Below are 15,875 nucleotides of genomic sequence, written 5' to 3' on the forward strand. Positions count from 1 at the left end.
TCATTTTATGAAAATTAGTAGAGATAGTGTGAGAAAGGAGTTTATATAACAAAAAAAGACACCTTAAGTGTCTTCTTTGATTACTATAAAAGTCGTTGAATGAAATAGGTTTCTATTTTTATTTGCGTGAAAAGCCTTCTTCATCAAGGTATTCCGCAGCTTCTGGATAAGAGTTGAATGTACCGTCTAAGTTTACACCAGCGTACACGTTCCACATGTCATCCTCTGAAATAAGAGTAAGAATATGACCATCTTCGTTCTGCCATTCTTCTTCTTTCGCAGGTTCTACAGGTGCTACTACCTCTTCTTGTGATAGAAGGTCAATTGATTTCTCAATTACTGAACGTAACTCCTCTGCTGAAAACTCACGGATGTTAACCATACCTTTATCATCTGTTTTATAACCTTTAATACCGCTTGCATATACAAATCCATTTCCATTTGGGTGTAAATGAAATACAACGTTCTTTTTATCTAAACGACTTTCTTCAAAGTGGAAGTTTACACGTTTTAATGATACGTTCTTTCTTTCTAGTTCTGGGAAAGATTCAATAATCGATAATTTTTCTTCAAAAGTTAGCATAGTGCCTCCAAGTATATAGTAAAAGATTTAATTTGTTCATTATAGCATAGTTGCAATTGTTTCCAAAGATAAGGGGAAAACTTTTCGTTGAATACGTTTACGTCACGAGAATGTAAAAAGTGAGCTAACGAATGTATCTTTTTAGGTGTACAATGGAACATGGACTTTATACAAAGGTGGTTTTTTTATGTTTCAAAAAATAGCAAAGGAATGTTTAGCAGGATTTACTGTTGCGATTGTTGCGTTACCACTTGCGATTGCGTTTGGTATTGCTGCGACAGGAACGTCTGAGGGAGCGCTTGTTGGATTGTATGGTGCAATTTTTGCAGGTTTATTCGCAGCGTTATTTGGCGGGACACCTGGGCAAGTAACAGGGCCAACTGGACCGATTACCGTTATTGCAACAGGAGTTATTGCGACGCACGGGTTAGAGGCAAGTTTTATTGCCTTTATGATGGCAGGATTATTTCAAATTTTATTCGGTGTATGTAAGCTCGGTTCTTACGTTCGATATATTCCGTATCCTGTCGTTTCAGGATTTATGAATGGTATTGCATTAATCATTATTTTAGGCGAAATAAAACACGTACAAAATAGTTTTCTACTTGTTGTGTTAACGATTATTGTAATGATTGTTTCTGGTAAATGGATTAAGGCGATTCCGTCTAGTTTAGTAGCACTAGTCGGTGTGACAGCTTTGCTTCCTTTATTTTCTTCTCTACTCGAAGGACTTACAGTAAAGTTACCGATTATCGGAAATCTTTCACTAAATAAAGTAATTGAAAAGATTGGAACTATTCCAGAAGCGATACCTACGCTTCATATTCCATCTTTAAGTGGAACAGGAATAGCAGCACTTATTTTACCAGCGCTTAGTATTGCTTTGTTAGGGTCGATTGACTCGTTGTTAACATCGGTCGTAATGGATAATGTGACAGGTACACGTCATAAAAGTAATAAAGAGCTCGTTGGACAAGGTATCGGTAATATGATGAGCGGATTGTTTGGCGGATTAGCAGGTGCAGGTGCGACTGTAAGGTCTATCGTGAATATAAGAAGTGGCGGTAAAACGGCACTTTCGGCATGTATGCATAGTGTTATCTTATTTATTTTTATTATGGGTCTTGGTTCGGTCGTACAATATATTCCACTTGCTGTATTATCAGGTATTTTAATTTTAACTGGTATTGGAATGTTCGATTGGGGAAGCATGAAAAAGATGCATGTCGCTCCTAAAGGTGATGTCGTTGTTATGCTCGTAACGATGATTGTAACGGTGAAGTTCGATTTAATGATTGCTGTTGCCTTTGGTATTATTCTTTCGTTCATCATATATATGGTGAAATGTAAAGAACGTAAAACTTCTATCGTAAAAGAAAAAGAAGAAACGTACACAATTCAAGGGCCGCTCTCTTTCCTATCAGTAGATCGTATTTTCTCTACTTTACAAGATGTGAAGTCACCGGTTGTTTTACGTATGAAAGATGTGCGTTATATGGATGTATCAGGAGCTATGGCATTATTAAATTTTGTTGAGCAATCAAATAAAGTAGGAGCAAGTGTAAAGCTTGAGCAAGTACATCCGAGTATTGAAAAAACAATCGCAGTAATGGCAAGCGATGAACAGAAAGAGCAATTGAAAATCTTAAGTGTTTAGATAGTAATTAGAATATCTCACAATTTTACATAAATTATAATGTAGAGTTGTGGGATGTTTTTATAATGTTTTTAGTAATATGTATCGCAGTGACAGAGAGGAAGGGCTCTTTTGGCGTAACAGAAACGCTTATAGTGTGTACATATATAATGGAAGGAATTAGAAAAATATTGTGAAGAGACAGGCTTAAATGGGTTCGCTTTTCTATTTTGAAAAAAAAACCAAGTATTCAACCTATAATAAATTTGTTATGATAACCAATGGGATAAAATGAATCCCTATCGCTTAAAACAATATGTTTGAGAGTATATGTATAAAAGAAAAGAGAAAAAATATGAATAAAACATTTGTAAAAGGAGCAGCAATTTTAACCATTACAACTTTTTTGTCAAAATTGCTTGGTAGTTTTTTTCAAATTCCATTACAAAATATTGCAGGAGATGAAGTGCTCGGTATTTTTCGCCTTGTTTTTCCTGTATATATGATTGCTCTTACATTATCGGTAGCCGGAGTTCCACTTGCAATTTCGAAACTAATTGCAGAGTTGAACGAAAAAAATAAGCAAAAGGAAATTGCGAAATTATTTAAATCAGCGTCAATTATTGGGATAGCATTTGGCGTTTTCGGCTGTTTAGTCATTGTATTATTTTCTATTGAAATTGCGAATATGCTCGGTGGACAAGAAACTAGAATGCCGTTGCTTATTACTTCATTAGCATTACTCATTGCGCCATACATGGCGGTGTATAGAGGGTATTTTCAAGGTTTCGGTGATATGAAACCAACAGGGGTATCACAGGTCATTGAGCAATTTGTACGTGTGTTTTTTATGTTAATAATTGCTTACATACTAGTATCATGGGATAAGAGTAATACTGTTATTACTAGTGGTGCGATGGTTGGCTCTTTTCTTGGAGTCATTAGTTCGCTTATATATTTGCGTATAAAATATAATAGAAGTCCATACTACAATAAAAGCAATTCCTATTCGCTCCGAGATTTAAGAGAAAACGGCAAAAAGATATTGCGGGTATCGATCCCAATCGCTATCGGAGCTTTATCAATGCCACTTTTAAATTTAGTAGACTCGCTTACAATACCGCATGTATTACAAGGATCATCAACAGAAATTCAAGAACAATTTGGAATATACAGTCGCGGTTTTGCATTCACGCAAATAATTGTTATTTTTGCAAGTGCAATTGTATTTCCGTTAATACCACTCTTAACTTCCGCATTGGCCAAAAGAGATATAAATTTGGCGAAAATAACAATTCAAAATACAAATCGACTAGCGCATGTTTTGACAGCACCGTTAACAATATGGTTGATGGCATTAACAGTACCGTTAAATGTCGGATTGTTCACAGATGTAAAAGGCAGTAGTATGTTAACCGTTATGATTGGCAGTTCGTATTTTACTGCGGTTATGGTATTATCAATAGGTGTTTTACAGGGCATTAACCGTTCTGCACAAGCTGCATGGATTGTTATTGGTGCGAGTTGTGTGAAAGTCATGTTAAACATTATGTTCGTGCAGAAGTTTGGCATAGATGGAGCGGCGTATAGTACACTAATTACTTACGTATTGATTTGTATTGTAAATCATTTGTATATTCGAAGCTATATTGCCTATTCTATTCATTTAAAAAGCTTTTTCGGTGTGCTAGCAATAGCATGTATTTTGGGACTAGGATTGTATGAATTATGTAATGTGATAGATGTTACAACTTCAAGAATTATGACGTTATTATTCAGTGGTATAGCATTAAGTATTACAACCATTTTGTATGGTGTATGTGCTTTGAAATTAAAATGGATATCAATAAACAAAATACCATTTTTGAAAAGATAAATATAGAAATTTAATTTTTTATTATAATTCATATGAACTGATAAAGAGGAAACTATGTAGGGTATCAAGTGTTTAGGTAAGGAATGGGTACTAGTTTATGTTAGATGAAATAAACGGTTACCTAGTTTTGGAGGAGATTTAGGGTGCGTTTAGTCTTATCAGGATATTATGGTTTTTATAATGTTGGAGACGAGGCGATTCTACAATCAATTATTGAATCGTTAAGTAAAGAGAACCCGGATATAGAACTAGTAGTACTATCAAATGATTCTAAATATACAAAGGAAATGTATGGTGTAGAATCGGTAGATCGCTGGGATATAAAAGCTGTTTATCATGCGATAAAAAACAGTGATGGAGTTATTAGCGGTGGCGGGAGCCTTCTTCAAGATCAGACAAGTACGAAGAGTATTCTATATTATACGGGTATTATGGGACTCGCTCGATTATTAAAAAAGCCGTATTATATTTATTCACAAGGAATAGGTCCAATTACAAAAGGATATAATCGTCTATTAGTAAAATGGAACTTGTCAAAAGCTTCCTATGTATCAGTTCGAGATGAGGATTCGTTTTTATATTTAAAAGAACTTGGCATAAAAAACGATATTGAAATTGTTCCAGACCCTGTTTTAACATGGAAACGGACAAAACAATCGGATTGGTTGCAAAAGCATTCGATACATGGAAAAGTAATTGCGGTTAGTGTGCGTTATTGGAATGCAAAAGAAGATTATATAAAAAAATTAGCTGCGGCACTAAAAAAATTAAAGCAAGAAGGATACCAAATTCTATTTGTTCCAATGCATGAGCCATTTGATCAAAAAGCTTCGCGTGAAGTAGTAGACTTAATGGGAGAAGAGACGTATATGCTTCCGTATAAAATGGATATCGACGAGAAAATATTCATTTTATCACAATGTTCATTACTAATTGGTATGCGTCTTCATGCACTTGTTTTTTCTGCCGTAGCCAAAACTCCAATGGTCGGGATTTCATACGATCCGAAAATTGATTCGTTTTTAAGTCAAGTGAATCAGCCAGTTATAGGGAGTGTGGATGGCGAATGGAGTGCTGAGTATTTATATGAAATTGCGAAAAAGCAATTAATGCAACAAGGAACTGTGCAGCAAGAGTTACAATTGACAATAGATGAGCTTCGGTTGCAAGGCAAACAGGCAACAAAGAAACTCATTGATCATATGGAAAAAGGCACTTTATTAAAAAAGTAAAGTGTCTTTTATTTTTGTTTTGAATTTAATGAAAATTCTAATTACAAAAACGTTTTATTTTAATTCCTATTTATTATGCTAAAATGATTGCGATTATTATATAATCAAATTTGTGATAATAAATTCGTAGATTACGAGGAGGGTAAACTTGAAGACTTTTTCAAAAGGTATAACAGCAGTGGCATTAACGGGATCATTACTTTTAACTCCTATTTCAAGTTATGCGGCAAATGATGATATTACAGGACATATGTTTGAGACGAATATGCGCTCACTTATTACTAAAGGAGTTTTAATGGGGTATGGAGACAATGTATATGCGCCTGATAAATTAGTAACAAGAGCAGAGTTTGCTACATTCATAGCAAGGGCTTTAAATTTACCGAAAGCTGATTCGAATTTCGAGGATGTGCCGAAGACTTACGGTTTATATGATGGTGTAAGTAGAGCATATGGAGCGAAAATTATTAATGGTCGTACGAACGAGACATTCTCACCAAATGATGTGATTACACGTGAAGAAATGTCGATAATGGTAAAGCGAGCGTTAGACTATAAAAATATTAAAGTAGCTGTAAGTCCGCTTACCTTTACTGATAAAGATAGTATTAACTATAAAGAGCATGTACAAGTTATGGTGGCCACTCAAATTATTAAAGGGTATCCAGAAGATAATACATTTAGACCACATTTATCAGCTACAAGAGGGATGGCTTCAGCTATGTTGGATCGTATGCTTCAGACGATTGAAAAAAACGGAAATAGCAATCCTGTAGAAACTAAGAAATATGTTGTGACAAATGTAAGAGAAAACGGAACAGAGCAAGAAGTAGAGCGCTATAATACGTATAAAGAAGCGGTTACGGCTGCTCAAAATAAAGGTATGAATGCGGTAAAATACGAGAACGAATTTTTATGGATTAAAGATGGTTTTGCAAGTGCGAAAAGAATAACTGGGCAAAACATCATTAATATTTATGATGAGAATTTGTCAACAGTATATACGTATATTCAGTATGGAACAGAATTGAAAGTGTTAGAAGTTGGCGAAGATCGTGTGAAAGTTCAACTTTCTGGTTTAACAGGTTATGTGAAGAAGAATGAAATCACTTTAATTCCTACAAATGAAATGAAACAGTCGTCTTATTATGTGAAATCAGATGGATATTTATACCATAAATATTATACATATAATACAAGTTCACCTGGATATACAGAATTTAGATATGGTGTGGCACCTTCTTTCATGAAGCAAGGACAGCAAATGTATAGTGTAGATGGAAAGACATTTGGAGACGAAACTTTCTATCAATATTTCAATTATTTATCATTACGTTCGAAAACAGATTATACAGCTGAACAACTAGATAGTTATGTGAAATCGATTAAGCCAGACTCTCCATTAATTGGTTTAGGAAAGAAATTTAAAGAAGTAGAAAGCAAGTATAATGTAAATGCACTATTCTTATATTCATTAGCAATTCATGAAAGTTATTATGGAACAAGCGCTCTTGCAAAAGACAAAAATAATTTATTTGGTTTAAAAGCAACAGACGATAGTCCGTATGGTAACGGAGAAGCATTCAATTCAAAAGAAGATTGTATTGAACATGCAGCAAAATTATACATGAATGAAGGATATTTAAATCCAGGACATTGGCGTTATACAGCAACATATACAGGTGATAAAGCTGCTGGTTTAAATGCGAAATATGCATCTGATGCGAACTGGGGTAAAAAAGTAGCGGGGCATATGAACCGTTTTGATTCTTATTTAGGTAAAAAAGAATACAACAAGTACAAACTTGCACGTGTGATGAATAACGTGGAAGTGAAAAAGAATCCTAGTATATCAAATGAGCGACTGTATCGTTTAAATACAAATGTAGTTGTCACAGTTACTGGTGAAGAGATAATAAATGGAAAAGCGTGGGTTAAAGTTATTTCAGATAATCCTACTGTAACAGAAGCGTATATTGCAAAAGAAAGTTTAGAATACGTAAAACATTAATTAAATAAAAAAGAAGGTGCTACTAATATTTCGTAGCACCTTCTTTTGATCCCGCATTAACGGGCAGTAATCCCCCACCTCAAAATTCAGTGGAAGCAAGGAAGTTAGGTGGGGGATGAACTGCCCGTAAAAGCCCGATTGGTTCAACTAATAATCAGTGGGGGATGAACAACCCCCCCACTGATTAAAGTTTCACTTTATTCAATTTCAAAATCAACAATGATATAAGCGAGTATAACAACGAAGAAAATACTAACGGCTGGCGCTGTTAATACGTGGCCAGACATAAAGCCAATGCCAAGTGATAGAACGAGTGTGCTTGCTAATAGCATATACTTTACGCTCATGATTTTCTTAAAGTTTGTGATCATGCGGATAAATAATTTAATACCAAAGTATAGAAGAGGTATTAAGTAAATAAGGAAACCGACAATTCCAAAGGCGAAAAATAGGTCATGGAAGTCCATTTCAATTAATTTAATTTTATCTGTGTAGTTACCAGCGTAACCCATTCCGAATAGTTTTTGTGAAAGCGGTGCGTCTTTATAGTATTGTTTGTATGTTTTTAAGAATTTGTCGCGATCACTGTAAATTAAACTTTTTACTTCAGAATCTGTAAGTTCACCTTTTGCATGTTTTTTTGCATCTTCTGGATCTGCTTTAATTACTTTTCCTTCTTTTCGATCTTTCTCTTCTTGCACTGATTTTTTGTATTCGTATATTTGCATGTGAATGCCCATATTTTTTGCGATAGGAGTATGCGGTGTAAGAGCGATTAAACCTCCTAGTATAACTGCGACAACAACGGTATTTACAATATGTGTGAATCCTTTTCCTTCTTTTTTACGATTTATCATATATTCAATGAATGAGAAGAAAAGTGCTACGCCTAATGTAATAACAATTGCGCCATATCCGACTTTCGTTCCGACCATAATACTTGCATACATCGCAAGTATTGTTGGAATCCAGTAATATATTTTCGAGAAAGAAGTTGTTTTATGAATCGAATATAAGACAATGATTGGGAACATAATGGCGAAAAGAGAACTTAAATCATTTCCAGCGAAGAACCAACCTCTTGAACCGATTTTTGAGTGAGGATAGCTTGGGAAATCCGTTCCAGTTTGCATTGCGACAATCATTGTAATGCTTAAAATTAAAGTTGCATATAAGAAATATGTAATGATTTTATGAAATACATACTCTTTATTTTTTAGCTCTTTAAAGGCGATAATATATCCAAACAGTAGCACAATTGGATATACGCTCTTTAAGATGAATTTAACTTCTTCTCCAAATGAAACTGGAGATTTAACCATCATATTATTTACAAGACCAATTGCGAGTGCGATTCCGAGTAAGCATAAATAGAGGATGTACTTTTTCGCATCTTGTTGTTTGTGATGAAGAAGTAGGTACCCTAATGCAAGAAGCATAAAGGCGAAACGGACTACAACTCCAACTGTTGCGCTCATGTGTAGTATATAGATTGAAAAAGATGTTAATAAATCTAAAATTGGTTGAAACACAATGAATAGCAATAGGAAATGTGGGAAGTAGTTATCCGTTTGTTTCAACTTATTAACCATATGTTCCTCCAGTTCTTCATTCCTTTATTACAACACCCAAAAGATGGGTATAAAGCCTTTTTTACATAGTAAGGCGAATGAATTTCAATATTTGTTTTTTATCAAACTTAAGAATACACCATTTCATTGTAATGGTAAATAGATGAAAAGCATGGATAAACCGACTTTAATTTCTATATTTTTCAACGGAATTGTATGTTTTATACGGTAAATGTACAAATTGCGAGATTATTAGACAGAAAATTGAGAAAAAAGAAGGATTTTTCAGTGGTTTTCTATAATTATATAAGTATAATCTTTATGGAGAAAAGAGGGGTATATATAATGGAAATAACAAGTAAAACAGAATCTGTCGTTGTGAAATATGAAGGCCACGTTGCAACGGTTATGGTCAATCGCCCAGAGGTGTTAAATGCGTTGGATGAGCCGACCTTAAAAGAGTTATTACAAAAGTTGAAAGAAGTAGCGGAAAGTTCTGCGCATATCGTTGTGTTATGCGGGAACGGCCGTGGTTTTTCTGCGGGTGGGGATATTAAATCGATGCTTTCAAGTAATGATGAAAGTAAGTTTGATGGCATTATGAATACCATTTCTGAAGTTGTCGTGACATTATATACGATGCCAAAGCTTGTTATTAGTGCAATTCATGGACCGACTGCAGGTCTTGGGTTAAGTATTGCGTTAACAGCTGATTATGTAATGGCGGATATATCATCTGTTATTGCAATGAACTTTATTGGAATCGCTTTAATTCCAGATGGAGGCGGTCATTTCTTCCTTCAAAAGCGTGTCGGTGAAAATATGACGAAGCAAATTATTTGGGAAGGTAAGAAGTTATCAGCGACAGAAGCGCTTGATATCGGCTTAATTGATGAAGTAATCGGCGAAGATTTCCAAACGGCTGTGAAACAAAAAATTAATGAATGGTCACAAAAACCGATTAAAGCAATGATTCAAACGAAGCAAATTTTATGTGAAGTAAATCGCTCTAATTTAGAGCAAACATTGCAATTAGAAAAGCGTGGTCAATATGCAATGAGACAAACAGCGGATCATAAAGAAGGAATTGCTGCGTTTTTAGAGAAACGTTTACCAGCATTTAAAGGGGAATAAAGTTTGTCCATTCCTCACTAATTATTAGCTCGTTAATTCGGGATAAAGGGGAGAAAGTGCTAACACATTTTAGTATAATTGTGTTAGCACTTTTTTTTAGGAGTAATACATGAAGAAAATAATTGGTGTTATCACTATTATTCTGCTTACATATTCTGTTTTGCATAGTACACCATCTTTGGCAGTTCGGACTGCGTTATTTTTTGAGGGACATCCAAGTGTTGCATTTTCTGACGGGGTGACGAAAGAAAAAGATGTGAAAAAAGAAGCGATTCCAGATGAGTACCAAACTCTATATGGTAAGGAAGAAAACTTAGAGCACTATTTCTTTCCGCATGTAAGAGCACATGGATCAGGAATTGATATGTTAAGTGCGTGCGTGAAGAAAAAATGGTTTTTCTATAAAGCAGAGCTCGGATGTTATTAAATATAGGAGGATGAATGATGTCAGCATATAACAAGTTAGTAAGAGATCGTGTTCCAGAGAAGATTTTAATGTCTGGAAAAACATATACAGCACAAAAATTAACAGGTCAAGCATACATACAAGCTTTAGCGAAAATTGGAACGGAAGAAATTCGTGAATTTGCTTCTATGAAAGAACGAGAACATGCGCTAGATTCTCTTGCGGATGCGCTAGAAGTTATCATCTCATTAGCACGTGCAGAAGGTGCATCGATTGAAGATGTAGAACGCCTTCGTAAGCAAAAAGAGATAGAGCGCGGTGGATTTGAAAGAGGGATTTATTTATTAGACGTTTCAGAAGAATAGTTTTATAGGAAAAGCATAGCGTTACTGAGTAACGCTATGCTTTCTTGTTGCAATGAAGCTAATAATGAAGAAGATAGCTGTTAATATCCAGCCGATTGTAATAGAAGTAGTAGTATGAATGGCATAAGAGATTTGTAAACAAAATAATGATGCTAAAAACCAAATGAGTGCAATGTGTATATATTTTTTTGATATATTCATATTTCAAGGCTCCTTTTGTATACTAAAAAGAATTTTACTACAATTTAGAAAATTAGGCCATATAAGTAGAGGTTTTCTGGCGAATTTTGTATACTGAATAGTAGAGAAAATGAGGAGGAAACGACAATGGCACACCATACGAAAGAAACGATGGAACTGATTAAGGAGCTTGTCTCTATTCCAAGTCCATCTGGAAATACAGCAAAAATTATTAATTTCATTGAAAACTATGTCAGTGAGTGGAACGTAGAAACGAAACGTAATAATAAGGGAGCTCTTATTTTAACGGTAAAAGGGAAGAATGATGCGCAGCACCGCTTATTAACGGCACACGTTGATACGTTAGGTGCGATGGTGAAAGAAATTAAGCCTGATGGTCGCCTGAGTCTTTCTATGATTGGTGGATTTCGCTGGAACTCTGTAGAAGGGGAATATTGCGAAATTGAAACATCAAGTGGCAAGACATATACAGGAACGATTTTAATGCATCAAACATCTGTACATGTATATAAAGATGCAGGTGAAGCAAAACGCAATGAGAAAAATATTGAAGTTCGTATTGATGAGCGCGTATTTTCAGCTGATGAAGTACGCGAATTAGGAATTGAAGTAGGAGACTTCATTTCATTTGATCCGCGCGTTCAAATTACAGAGAGTGGATACATAAAATCACGTCATTTAGATGACAAAGTAAGTGTTGCAATTTTATTAAAATTAATTAAAAGATTACAAGATGAAAACGTAACATTACCATATACGACGCATTTCTTAATTTCTAATAATGAAGAGATTGGATACGGTGGTAACTCTAACATTCCAGAAGAAACTGTTGAATACTTAGCAGTTGATATGGGAGCGTTAGGTGATGGACAAGCATCTGATGAATATACAGTATCTATTTGTGCAAAAGACTCTAGCGGCCCGTATCATTATGCACTGCGCAAACATTTAGTAGAGCTTGCGAAAACGAATCATATTGAATATAAAGTAGATATTTATCCGTACTACGGATCTGATGCATCAGCTGCGATTCGCGCGGGATTTGATGTGAAACATGCGTTAATTGGAGCGGGTATTGATTCTTCCCACGCATTTGAACGTACGCATGAAAGTTCTATTGCGCATACAGAAGCATTAGTGTATGCATATGTAATGTCTAATTTAATTGAAGAATAATTTCATAGATAATAGAGAGCTGATTAAAGATATTATTTTTAATCAGCTTTTTATTTGGCAAAGCGATTAGGAGACATGTCCTAATCGCTTTTTTATCCCGCTATTTGCCGGGCAGTAAGACTCCTACCTCAAAATTCAGCGAAAGCAAAAAAGTTAGATGGGGGCGGGCTGCCCGTAAAAGCCCGATTGGTGAGGGCTGATTAAAGTTTTTTATATACATTCATTATAAGTTATATATATGCGATTTTTGTTATACGGCCGGAAACGTATTTACTATAGATATATAATGTTATACACTATGAAAGGAATTAATTAATAGTTAATATTTTTTAGTTAGCTTGATTAAAAAAATGAATGAATATGAAGTTTTGAGAGGAGATTTATTTTTCATGAAGTACAAAGCAATAGCCGCAGGTTTATTAGCAGCAAATTTACTAGCACATCCAATTAGTAGTTTAGCAGAAACGAAGAAATTTCCTGATGTTTCAGATAGTGCGTGGTCAAAAGACGCAATTTATTATTTAGTAGAGAGAAATGTAATTAACGGTATGCCAGATGGTAACTTTATGCCATACGGAAATTTAACACGCGCTCAGGCAGCAAAGATTATCGCAACAGCAATTGGTGCTAAAATAGATCCAAATGCAAAGCCGTCTTATAATGATGCAAAAAATAGTTGGGCAGCTTCATTTATTGCAGCCATGGAAAAAGAGAATATTATTAAAGGGCGAGAACCAGGAGTATTTGATCCTGAAGGAAAAGTAACTCGTGCTGAAATGGCAGCTATGCTTGTAAGAGCATATAATCTGAAAAGCAAAGTAACAGGACCAGTTCCTACAAAATTTGCTGATTTAGAGAATCATTGGGGTAAAGAAGAAGTTAATATTTTAGTAGAATTAAAACTTTCTTTAGGTACAGAGGATGGCTGGAAACCGAATGATTCTATTACGCGTGAACAAGCAGCTCAACTTACTGCGCAAACAGATAAATTTAGCAAGAATAGTGATCGTCCAGTAGAAACAAAGAAAATGTACATAGATAGAAAATTCATTACATATCACGCACCATCATTAAGTTCTGGGATTAGTGCAAATCAGCATAATCCACAAATGGTTGAAATTAAAGAAGAGCGAGATGGATGGATCAAAATTGCAACAAGTAAAGGTGATAAATGGACACCTTTAGTAGAGAAAACAGAAGTTATTAATGAAGGATTCACTACTTATGCAGAAGCTTCTTCTTCTTCAAAAGTAATGGGAACACATAACGCACAGCAAGTAACTGTTATTGAAGAGAACGGCAGCTGGATTCGTATCCGCATGGGCGCTGGTTTCCAATGGGTTAATAAAAATCAATTAAATCCAGTGAAGCAAGGTAACTTCTTAGAGGGCAAAGCGATTATCATTGATCCAGGTCATGGTGGAGTTGATTCAGGTAATCCAGGTTATTATGAGAAAGAAAGTGAAACTGTATTAGATGTATCACTACGATTACAGAAGATATTTGAGAAAAAGACACCATTTACTGTGTTATTCACTCGTACAGATGATACACGTCCAGGAACAAGTGCTTCTGATTCTTTAAAGAAACGTGTAGAATTTGCTCAAAAAAATAATGGGGATATTTTTGTAAGTATCCATGGTAATGGTACGGAAAGTAAAAATGGGCAAGGTACAGAAACGTTTTACTATGAATCAGCGACAGCAAGAGGAACAAATCCTAACGTATCAGAAAGTCGTTTACTAGCAGAAAAAATTCAAGAGCGTCTTGTAGATGCACTGGGAACAAAAGATCGTGGTGTGAAAAAAGGCGATTTATACGTAATTAGAGAAAATACAATGCCAGCTGTATTAGCAGAATTAGCATTTGTAGATAATAAAAGTGATGCAGATAAAATAGCTACACCAGCGCAGAGACAAAGTGCAGCGGAAGCAATTTATCAAGGTATTTTAGATTACTATGAAGAAATGGGTAACAACGTGTCTTCTTTCCGTTAATAAATAATAAGAGATTGCCATTGGCAGTCTCTTTTATTTATTAACGTTTCTCTTTATTTCCGGCATATGATATCATTTAATTTTATATACAAAAGAAAAGTATTTGAGTAATTGTAATCAGAACAATTTTAAACGATAGAGGATGATAATAGATTGAATAATCATAGTAAAACACCTGCCTGTATATATACGTATGCATTTCGTGAGGAGGAGCGTGCTTTATGTTACTTGGAAATGCGCTCGTTCTTTGGAATGGAGTCCCACGTTAATATTTTAAAAAGTGATGTCAAAATTGACCCGAGTAGAAGTGCGTTTATAAAAGAGCGCGTTGAGGTTATGTATGAAGGGGACGACTTAGAAAGTATCTTAAAACAAGTGGAACAAATTGATTTGGCGGGAGCGACATTTAAAGTTATCTTCGTTAAAATCAATGACCTCGTTGGAGAGAATAAAATTGAATATGGAGAAAGACGTCTTATTGAACGAGACCTCGGCATGCATATTGAAGGAGAAGCGGATGTTCGTAATCCAGAGCGTGTATTCGGGATTGTTCCTCTTGGAGGACGCTGGTACTTCGGGCACTATGTAGAAAGCGAACCCGTTTGGTATCATCACATAAAAAAACCGCATAGTTATTCGACATCACTTAGCACACGTGTTGCGAGATCGGTTGCAAATATCGCTGTACCAAATCCAGAGGGAGTACGAGCAATTGACCCGTGCTGCGGTATTGGAACAGTAGTAGTAGAAGCACTTTCTATGGGGATTAACATCGTTGGTAGAGATATAAATCCACTTGTAGTTCTTGGAACAAGAAAAAATATCGCACATTTCGGATTTGAAGGAACAGTAACAAAAGGACCAATCGAGGAAATTACTGAGAACTACGACGTTGCCATTATCGATATGCCGTACGATCTATTTACGCACGCCACACCAGAAGATCAACTATCAATTCTTTCAAGTGCACGCCGCATCGCGAAAAAAGTAGTCGTTGTCACGATGGAAACAATGGACGACATGATCCATGAAGCAGGATTTGAAATTACAGATCGCTGTATTACAAGAAAAGGGTCATTTACTAGACAGATTCTTGTTTGTGAATAAGAAAGAAAGGTCACCCGTTTGGGTGACCTTTTTTGTTTGTATTGATGTGTAATTGGTTGGTGGTTTAGGTAGATGAATTAGCGAAATTTGTCGGTAAGTCGATATTGCATGTCGAATCGCCGATAAATTTAAAAAATCGCTGATATATTGTGTTGAATCGCTGATAAATTTAAAAAATCGCTGATATATTCCGAGAATCGCCGATATCGTTACATTAGAATGTTACTGTTCTTTTAATTTCTCTTGTTGTGCAAGTAGTAAATTGCGCAAGATGTGTCCGCGGTAACTTTCTAGTTTTCGTCCTTCATGATAGCGTACGCCTAATTTTTTTAGTTCAGCTACGTACCAGCCCTTTGTTCCGTAATACATGGGATCACTTCCTTTTTGCTTTTGAACAGTATATGTTGGGGGTGGAAGTAACTTTCCAGTGAAAATAATAAGAATGGTTGTATCAAGGGGCTCCATAACATAGCCTCTGGACAGTGTATAAAAAAATAGACAGTAATGTATACTTTTTTAAACAATGTATACAAATTTATACCCTATGCGTTGGCATGATATTTGCAATGAAAAGAGTATC

At 35.3% G+C, this 15,875-nt stretch carries 14 protein-coding genes; 10 read left to right on the forward strand and 4 right to left on the reverse strand.

Going from position 1 to position 15,875, the window contains the following annotated elements:
* Window positions 1-118: 118 nt before the first annotated feature.
* The gene (locus NST86_RS04535) at window positions 119-583 is read right to left on the reverse strand and encodes a hypothetical protein (RefSeq protein WP_000954998.1); all 465 of its coding nucleotides are present in this window, start codon (window positions 581-583) and stop codon (window positions 119-121) included.
* Window positions 584-770: 187 nt separating this feature from the next.
* Here NST86_RS04535 and NST86_RS04540 point away from each other — a divergent pair, with 187 nt between their 5' ends.
* The 4 genes from NST86_RS04540 to NST86_RS04555 all read left to right on the forward strand — a co-directional run bounded on the left by NST86_RS04540 (window position 771) and on the right by NST86_RS04555 (window position 7,338).
* Complete coding sequence (locus NST86_RS04540; RefSeq protein WP_000486650.1) at window positions 771-2,240, forward strand: SulP family inorganic anion transporter; 1,470 nt, start codon at window positions 771-773, stop codon at window positions 2,238-2,240.
* Between the two features lie 334 nt (window positions 2,241-2,574).
* Window positions 2,575-4,095: a putative polysaccharide biosynthesis protein gene (locus NST86_RS04545; RefSeq protein WP_016117270.1), complete on the forward strand. Its 1,521-nt coding sequence runs from the start codon at window positions 2,575-2,577 to the stop codon at window positions 4,093-4,095.
* Window positions 4,096-4,238: 143 nt separating this feature from the next.
* Window positions 4,239-5,327 (forward strand): polysaccharide pyruvyl transferase CsaB, encoded by a 1,089-nt coding sequence (gene csaB, locus NST86_RS04550; RefSeq protein ID WP_001241591.1) that lies wholly within the window; start codon window positions 4,239-4,241, stop codon window positions 5,325-5,327.
* Between the two features lie 148 nt (window positions 5,328-5,475).
* On the forward strand, window positions 5,476-7,338 hold the full coding sequence (locus NST86_RS04555) for an S-layer homology domain-containing protein (RefSeq protein ID WP_000847506.1): 1,863 nt from the start codon (window positions 5,476-5,478) through the stop codon (window positions 7,336-7,338).
* 197 nt (window positions 7,339-7,535) lie between these two features.
* Here the strand turns inward: NST86_RS04555 and NST86_RS04560 are convergent, their stop codons facing one another.
* Window positions 7,536-8,930, reverse strand: coding sequence for an O-antigen ligase family protein (locus NST86_RS04560; RefSeq protein WP_016117271.1), 1,395 nt, complete (start codon window positions 8,928-8,930; stop codon window positions 7,536-7,538).
* 300 nt (window positions 8,931-9,230) lie between these two features.
* Here NST86_RS04560 and NST86_RS04565 point away from each other — a divergent pair, with 300 nt between their 5' ends.
* The 3 genes from NST86_RS04565 (at window position 9,231) to NST86_RS04575 (ending at window position 10,814) form a co-directional block, all read left to right on the forward strand.
* A complete protein-coding gene (locus NST86_RS04565) occupies window positions 9,231-10,043 on the forward strand; it encodes an enoyl-CoA hydratase (RefSeq protein ID WP_001999174.1) in 813 nt (270 codons plus the stop codon).
* A gap of 109 nt (window positions 10,044-10,152) precedes the next feature.
* Window positions 10,153-10,470: a hypothetical protein gene (locus NST86_RS04570; RefSeq protein WP_086424015.1), complete on the forward strand. Its 318-nt coding sequence runs from the start codon at window positions 10,153-10,155 to the stop codon at window positions 10,468-10,470.
* A 17-nt stretch (window positions 10,471-10,487) separates the two neighbouring features.
* The gene (locus tag NST86_RS04575; RefSeq protein ID WP_001277350.1) at window positions 10,488-10,814 is read left to right on the forward strand and encodes a nucleoside triphosphate pyrophosphohydrolase; all 327 of its coding nucleotides are present in this window, start codon (window positions 10,488-10,490) and stop codon (window positions 10,812-10,814) included.
* A gap of 21 nt (window positions 10,815-10,835) precedes the next feature.
* Here NST86_RS04575 and NST86_RS04580 read toward each other — a convergent pair whose 3' ends face one another.
* On the reverse strand, window positions 10,836-11,015 hold the full coding sequence (locus NST86_RS04580; protein ID WP_001027085.1) for a hypothetical protein: 180 nt from the start codon (window positions 11,013-11,015) through the stop codon (window positions 10,836-10,838).
* 126 nt (window positions 11,016-11,141) lie between these two features.
* Here NST86_RS04580 and NST86_RS04585 point away from each other — a divergent pair, with 126 nt between their 5' ends.
* The 3 genes from NST86_RS04585 to NST86_RS04595 all read left to right on the forward strand — a co-directional run bounded on the left by NST86_RS04585 (window position 11,142) and on the right by NST86_RS04595 (window position 15,295).
* A complete protein-coding gene (locus NST86_RS04585; protein ID WP_086424016.1) occupies window positions 11,142-12,191 on the forward strand; it encodes a M42 family metallopeptidase in 1,050 nt (349 codons plus the stop codon).
* A gap of 389 nt (window positions 12,192-12,580) precedes the next feature.
* Window positions 12,581-14,188: an N-acetylmuramoyl-L-alanine amidase gene (locus NST86_RS04590; protein WP_000875324.1), complete on the forward strand. Its 1,608-nt coding sequence runs from the start codon at window positions 12,581-12,583 to the stop codon at window positions 14,186-14,188.
* 153 nt (window positions 14,189-14,341) lie between these two features.
* Complete coding sequence (locus NST86_RS04595) at window positions 14,342-15,295, forward strand: TRM11 family SAM-dependent methyltransferase (protein WP_001059316.1); 954 nt, start codon at window positions 14,342-14,344, stop codon at window positions 15,293-15,295.
* Between the two features lie 222 nt (window positions 15,296-15,517).
* Here the strand turns inward: NST86_RS04595 and NST86_RS04600 are convergent, their stop codons facing one another.
* On the reverse strand, window positions 15,518-15,760 hold the full coding sequence (locus NST86_RS04600; RefSeq protein WP_103572747.1) for a YflJ family protein: 243 nt from the start codon (window positions 15,758-15,760) through the stop codon (window positions 15,518-15,520).
* Window positions 15,761-15,875: the final 115 nt, after the last annotated feature.

Origin of the sequence: Bacillus sp. FSL L8-0199, from assembly GCF_038005705.1 — a bacterium.
Classification (GTDB): Bacteria; Bacillota; Bacilli; order Bacillales; family Bacillaceae_G; genus Bacillus_A; species Bacillus_A cereus.

Bases quoted from the DNA above. Each gene is read 5' to 3' on its own strand.
- NST86_RS04575 (WP_001277350.1), top strand. From the start codon at position 10,488: ATGTCAGCATATAACAAGTTAGTAAGAGATCGTGTTCCAGAGAAGATT.
- NST86_RS04540 (WP_000486650.1), top strand. From the start codon at position 771: ATGTTTCAAAAAATAGCAAAGGAATGTTTAGCAGGATTTACTGTTGCG.
- NST86_RS04580 (WP_001027085.1), bottom strand. From the start codon at position 11,015: ATGAATATATCAAAAAAATATATACACATTGCACTCATTTGGTTTTTA.
- NST86_RS04560 (WP_016117271.1), bottom strand. From the start codon at position 8,930: ATGGTTAATAAGTTGAAACAAACGGATAACTACTTCCCACATTTCCTA.
- NST86_RS04565 (WP_001999174.1), top strand. From the start codon at position 9,231: ATGGAGAAAAGAGGGGTATATATAATGGAAATAACAAGTAAAACAGAA.
- NST86_RS04590 (WP_000875324.1), top strand. From the start codon at position 12,581: ATGAAGTACAAAGCAATAGCCGCAGGTTTATTAGCAGCAAATTTACTA.
- NST86_RS04535 (WP_000954998.1), bottom strand. From the start codon at position 583: ATGCTAACTTTTGAAGAAAAATTATCGATTATTGAATCTTTCCCAGAA.
- NST86_RS04600 (WP_103572747.1), bottom strand. From the start codon at position 15,760: ATGGAGCCCCTTGATACAACCATTCTTATTATTTTCACTGGAAAGTTA.
- NST86_RS04545 (WP_016117270.1), top strand. From the start codon at position 2,575: ATGAATAAAACATTTGTAAAAGGAGCAGCAATTTTAACCATTACAACT.
- NST86_RS04585 (WP_086424016.1), top strand. From the start codon at position 11,142: ATGGCACACCATACGAAAGAAACGATGGAACTGATTAAGGAGCTTGTC.
- NST86_RS04570 (WP_086424015.1), top strand. From the start codon at position 10,153: ATGAAGAAAATAATTGGTGTTATCACTATTATTCTGCTTACATATTCT.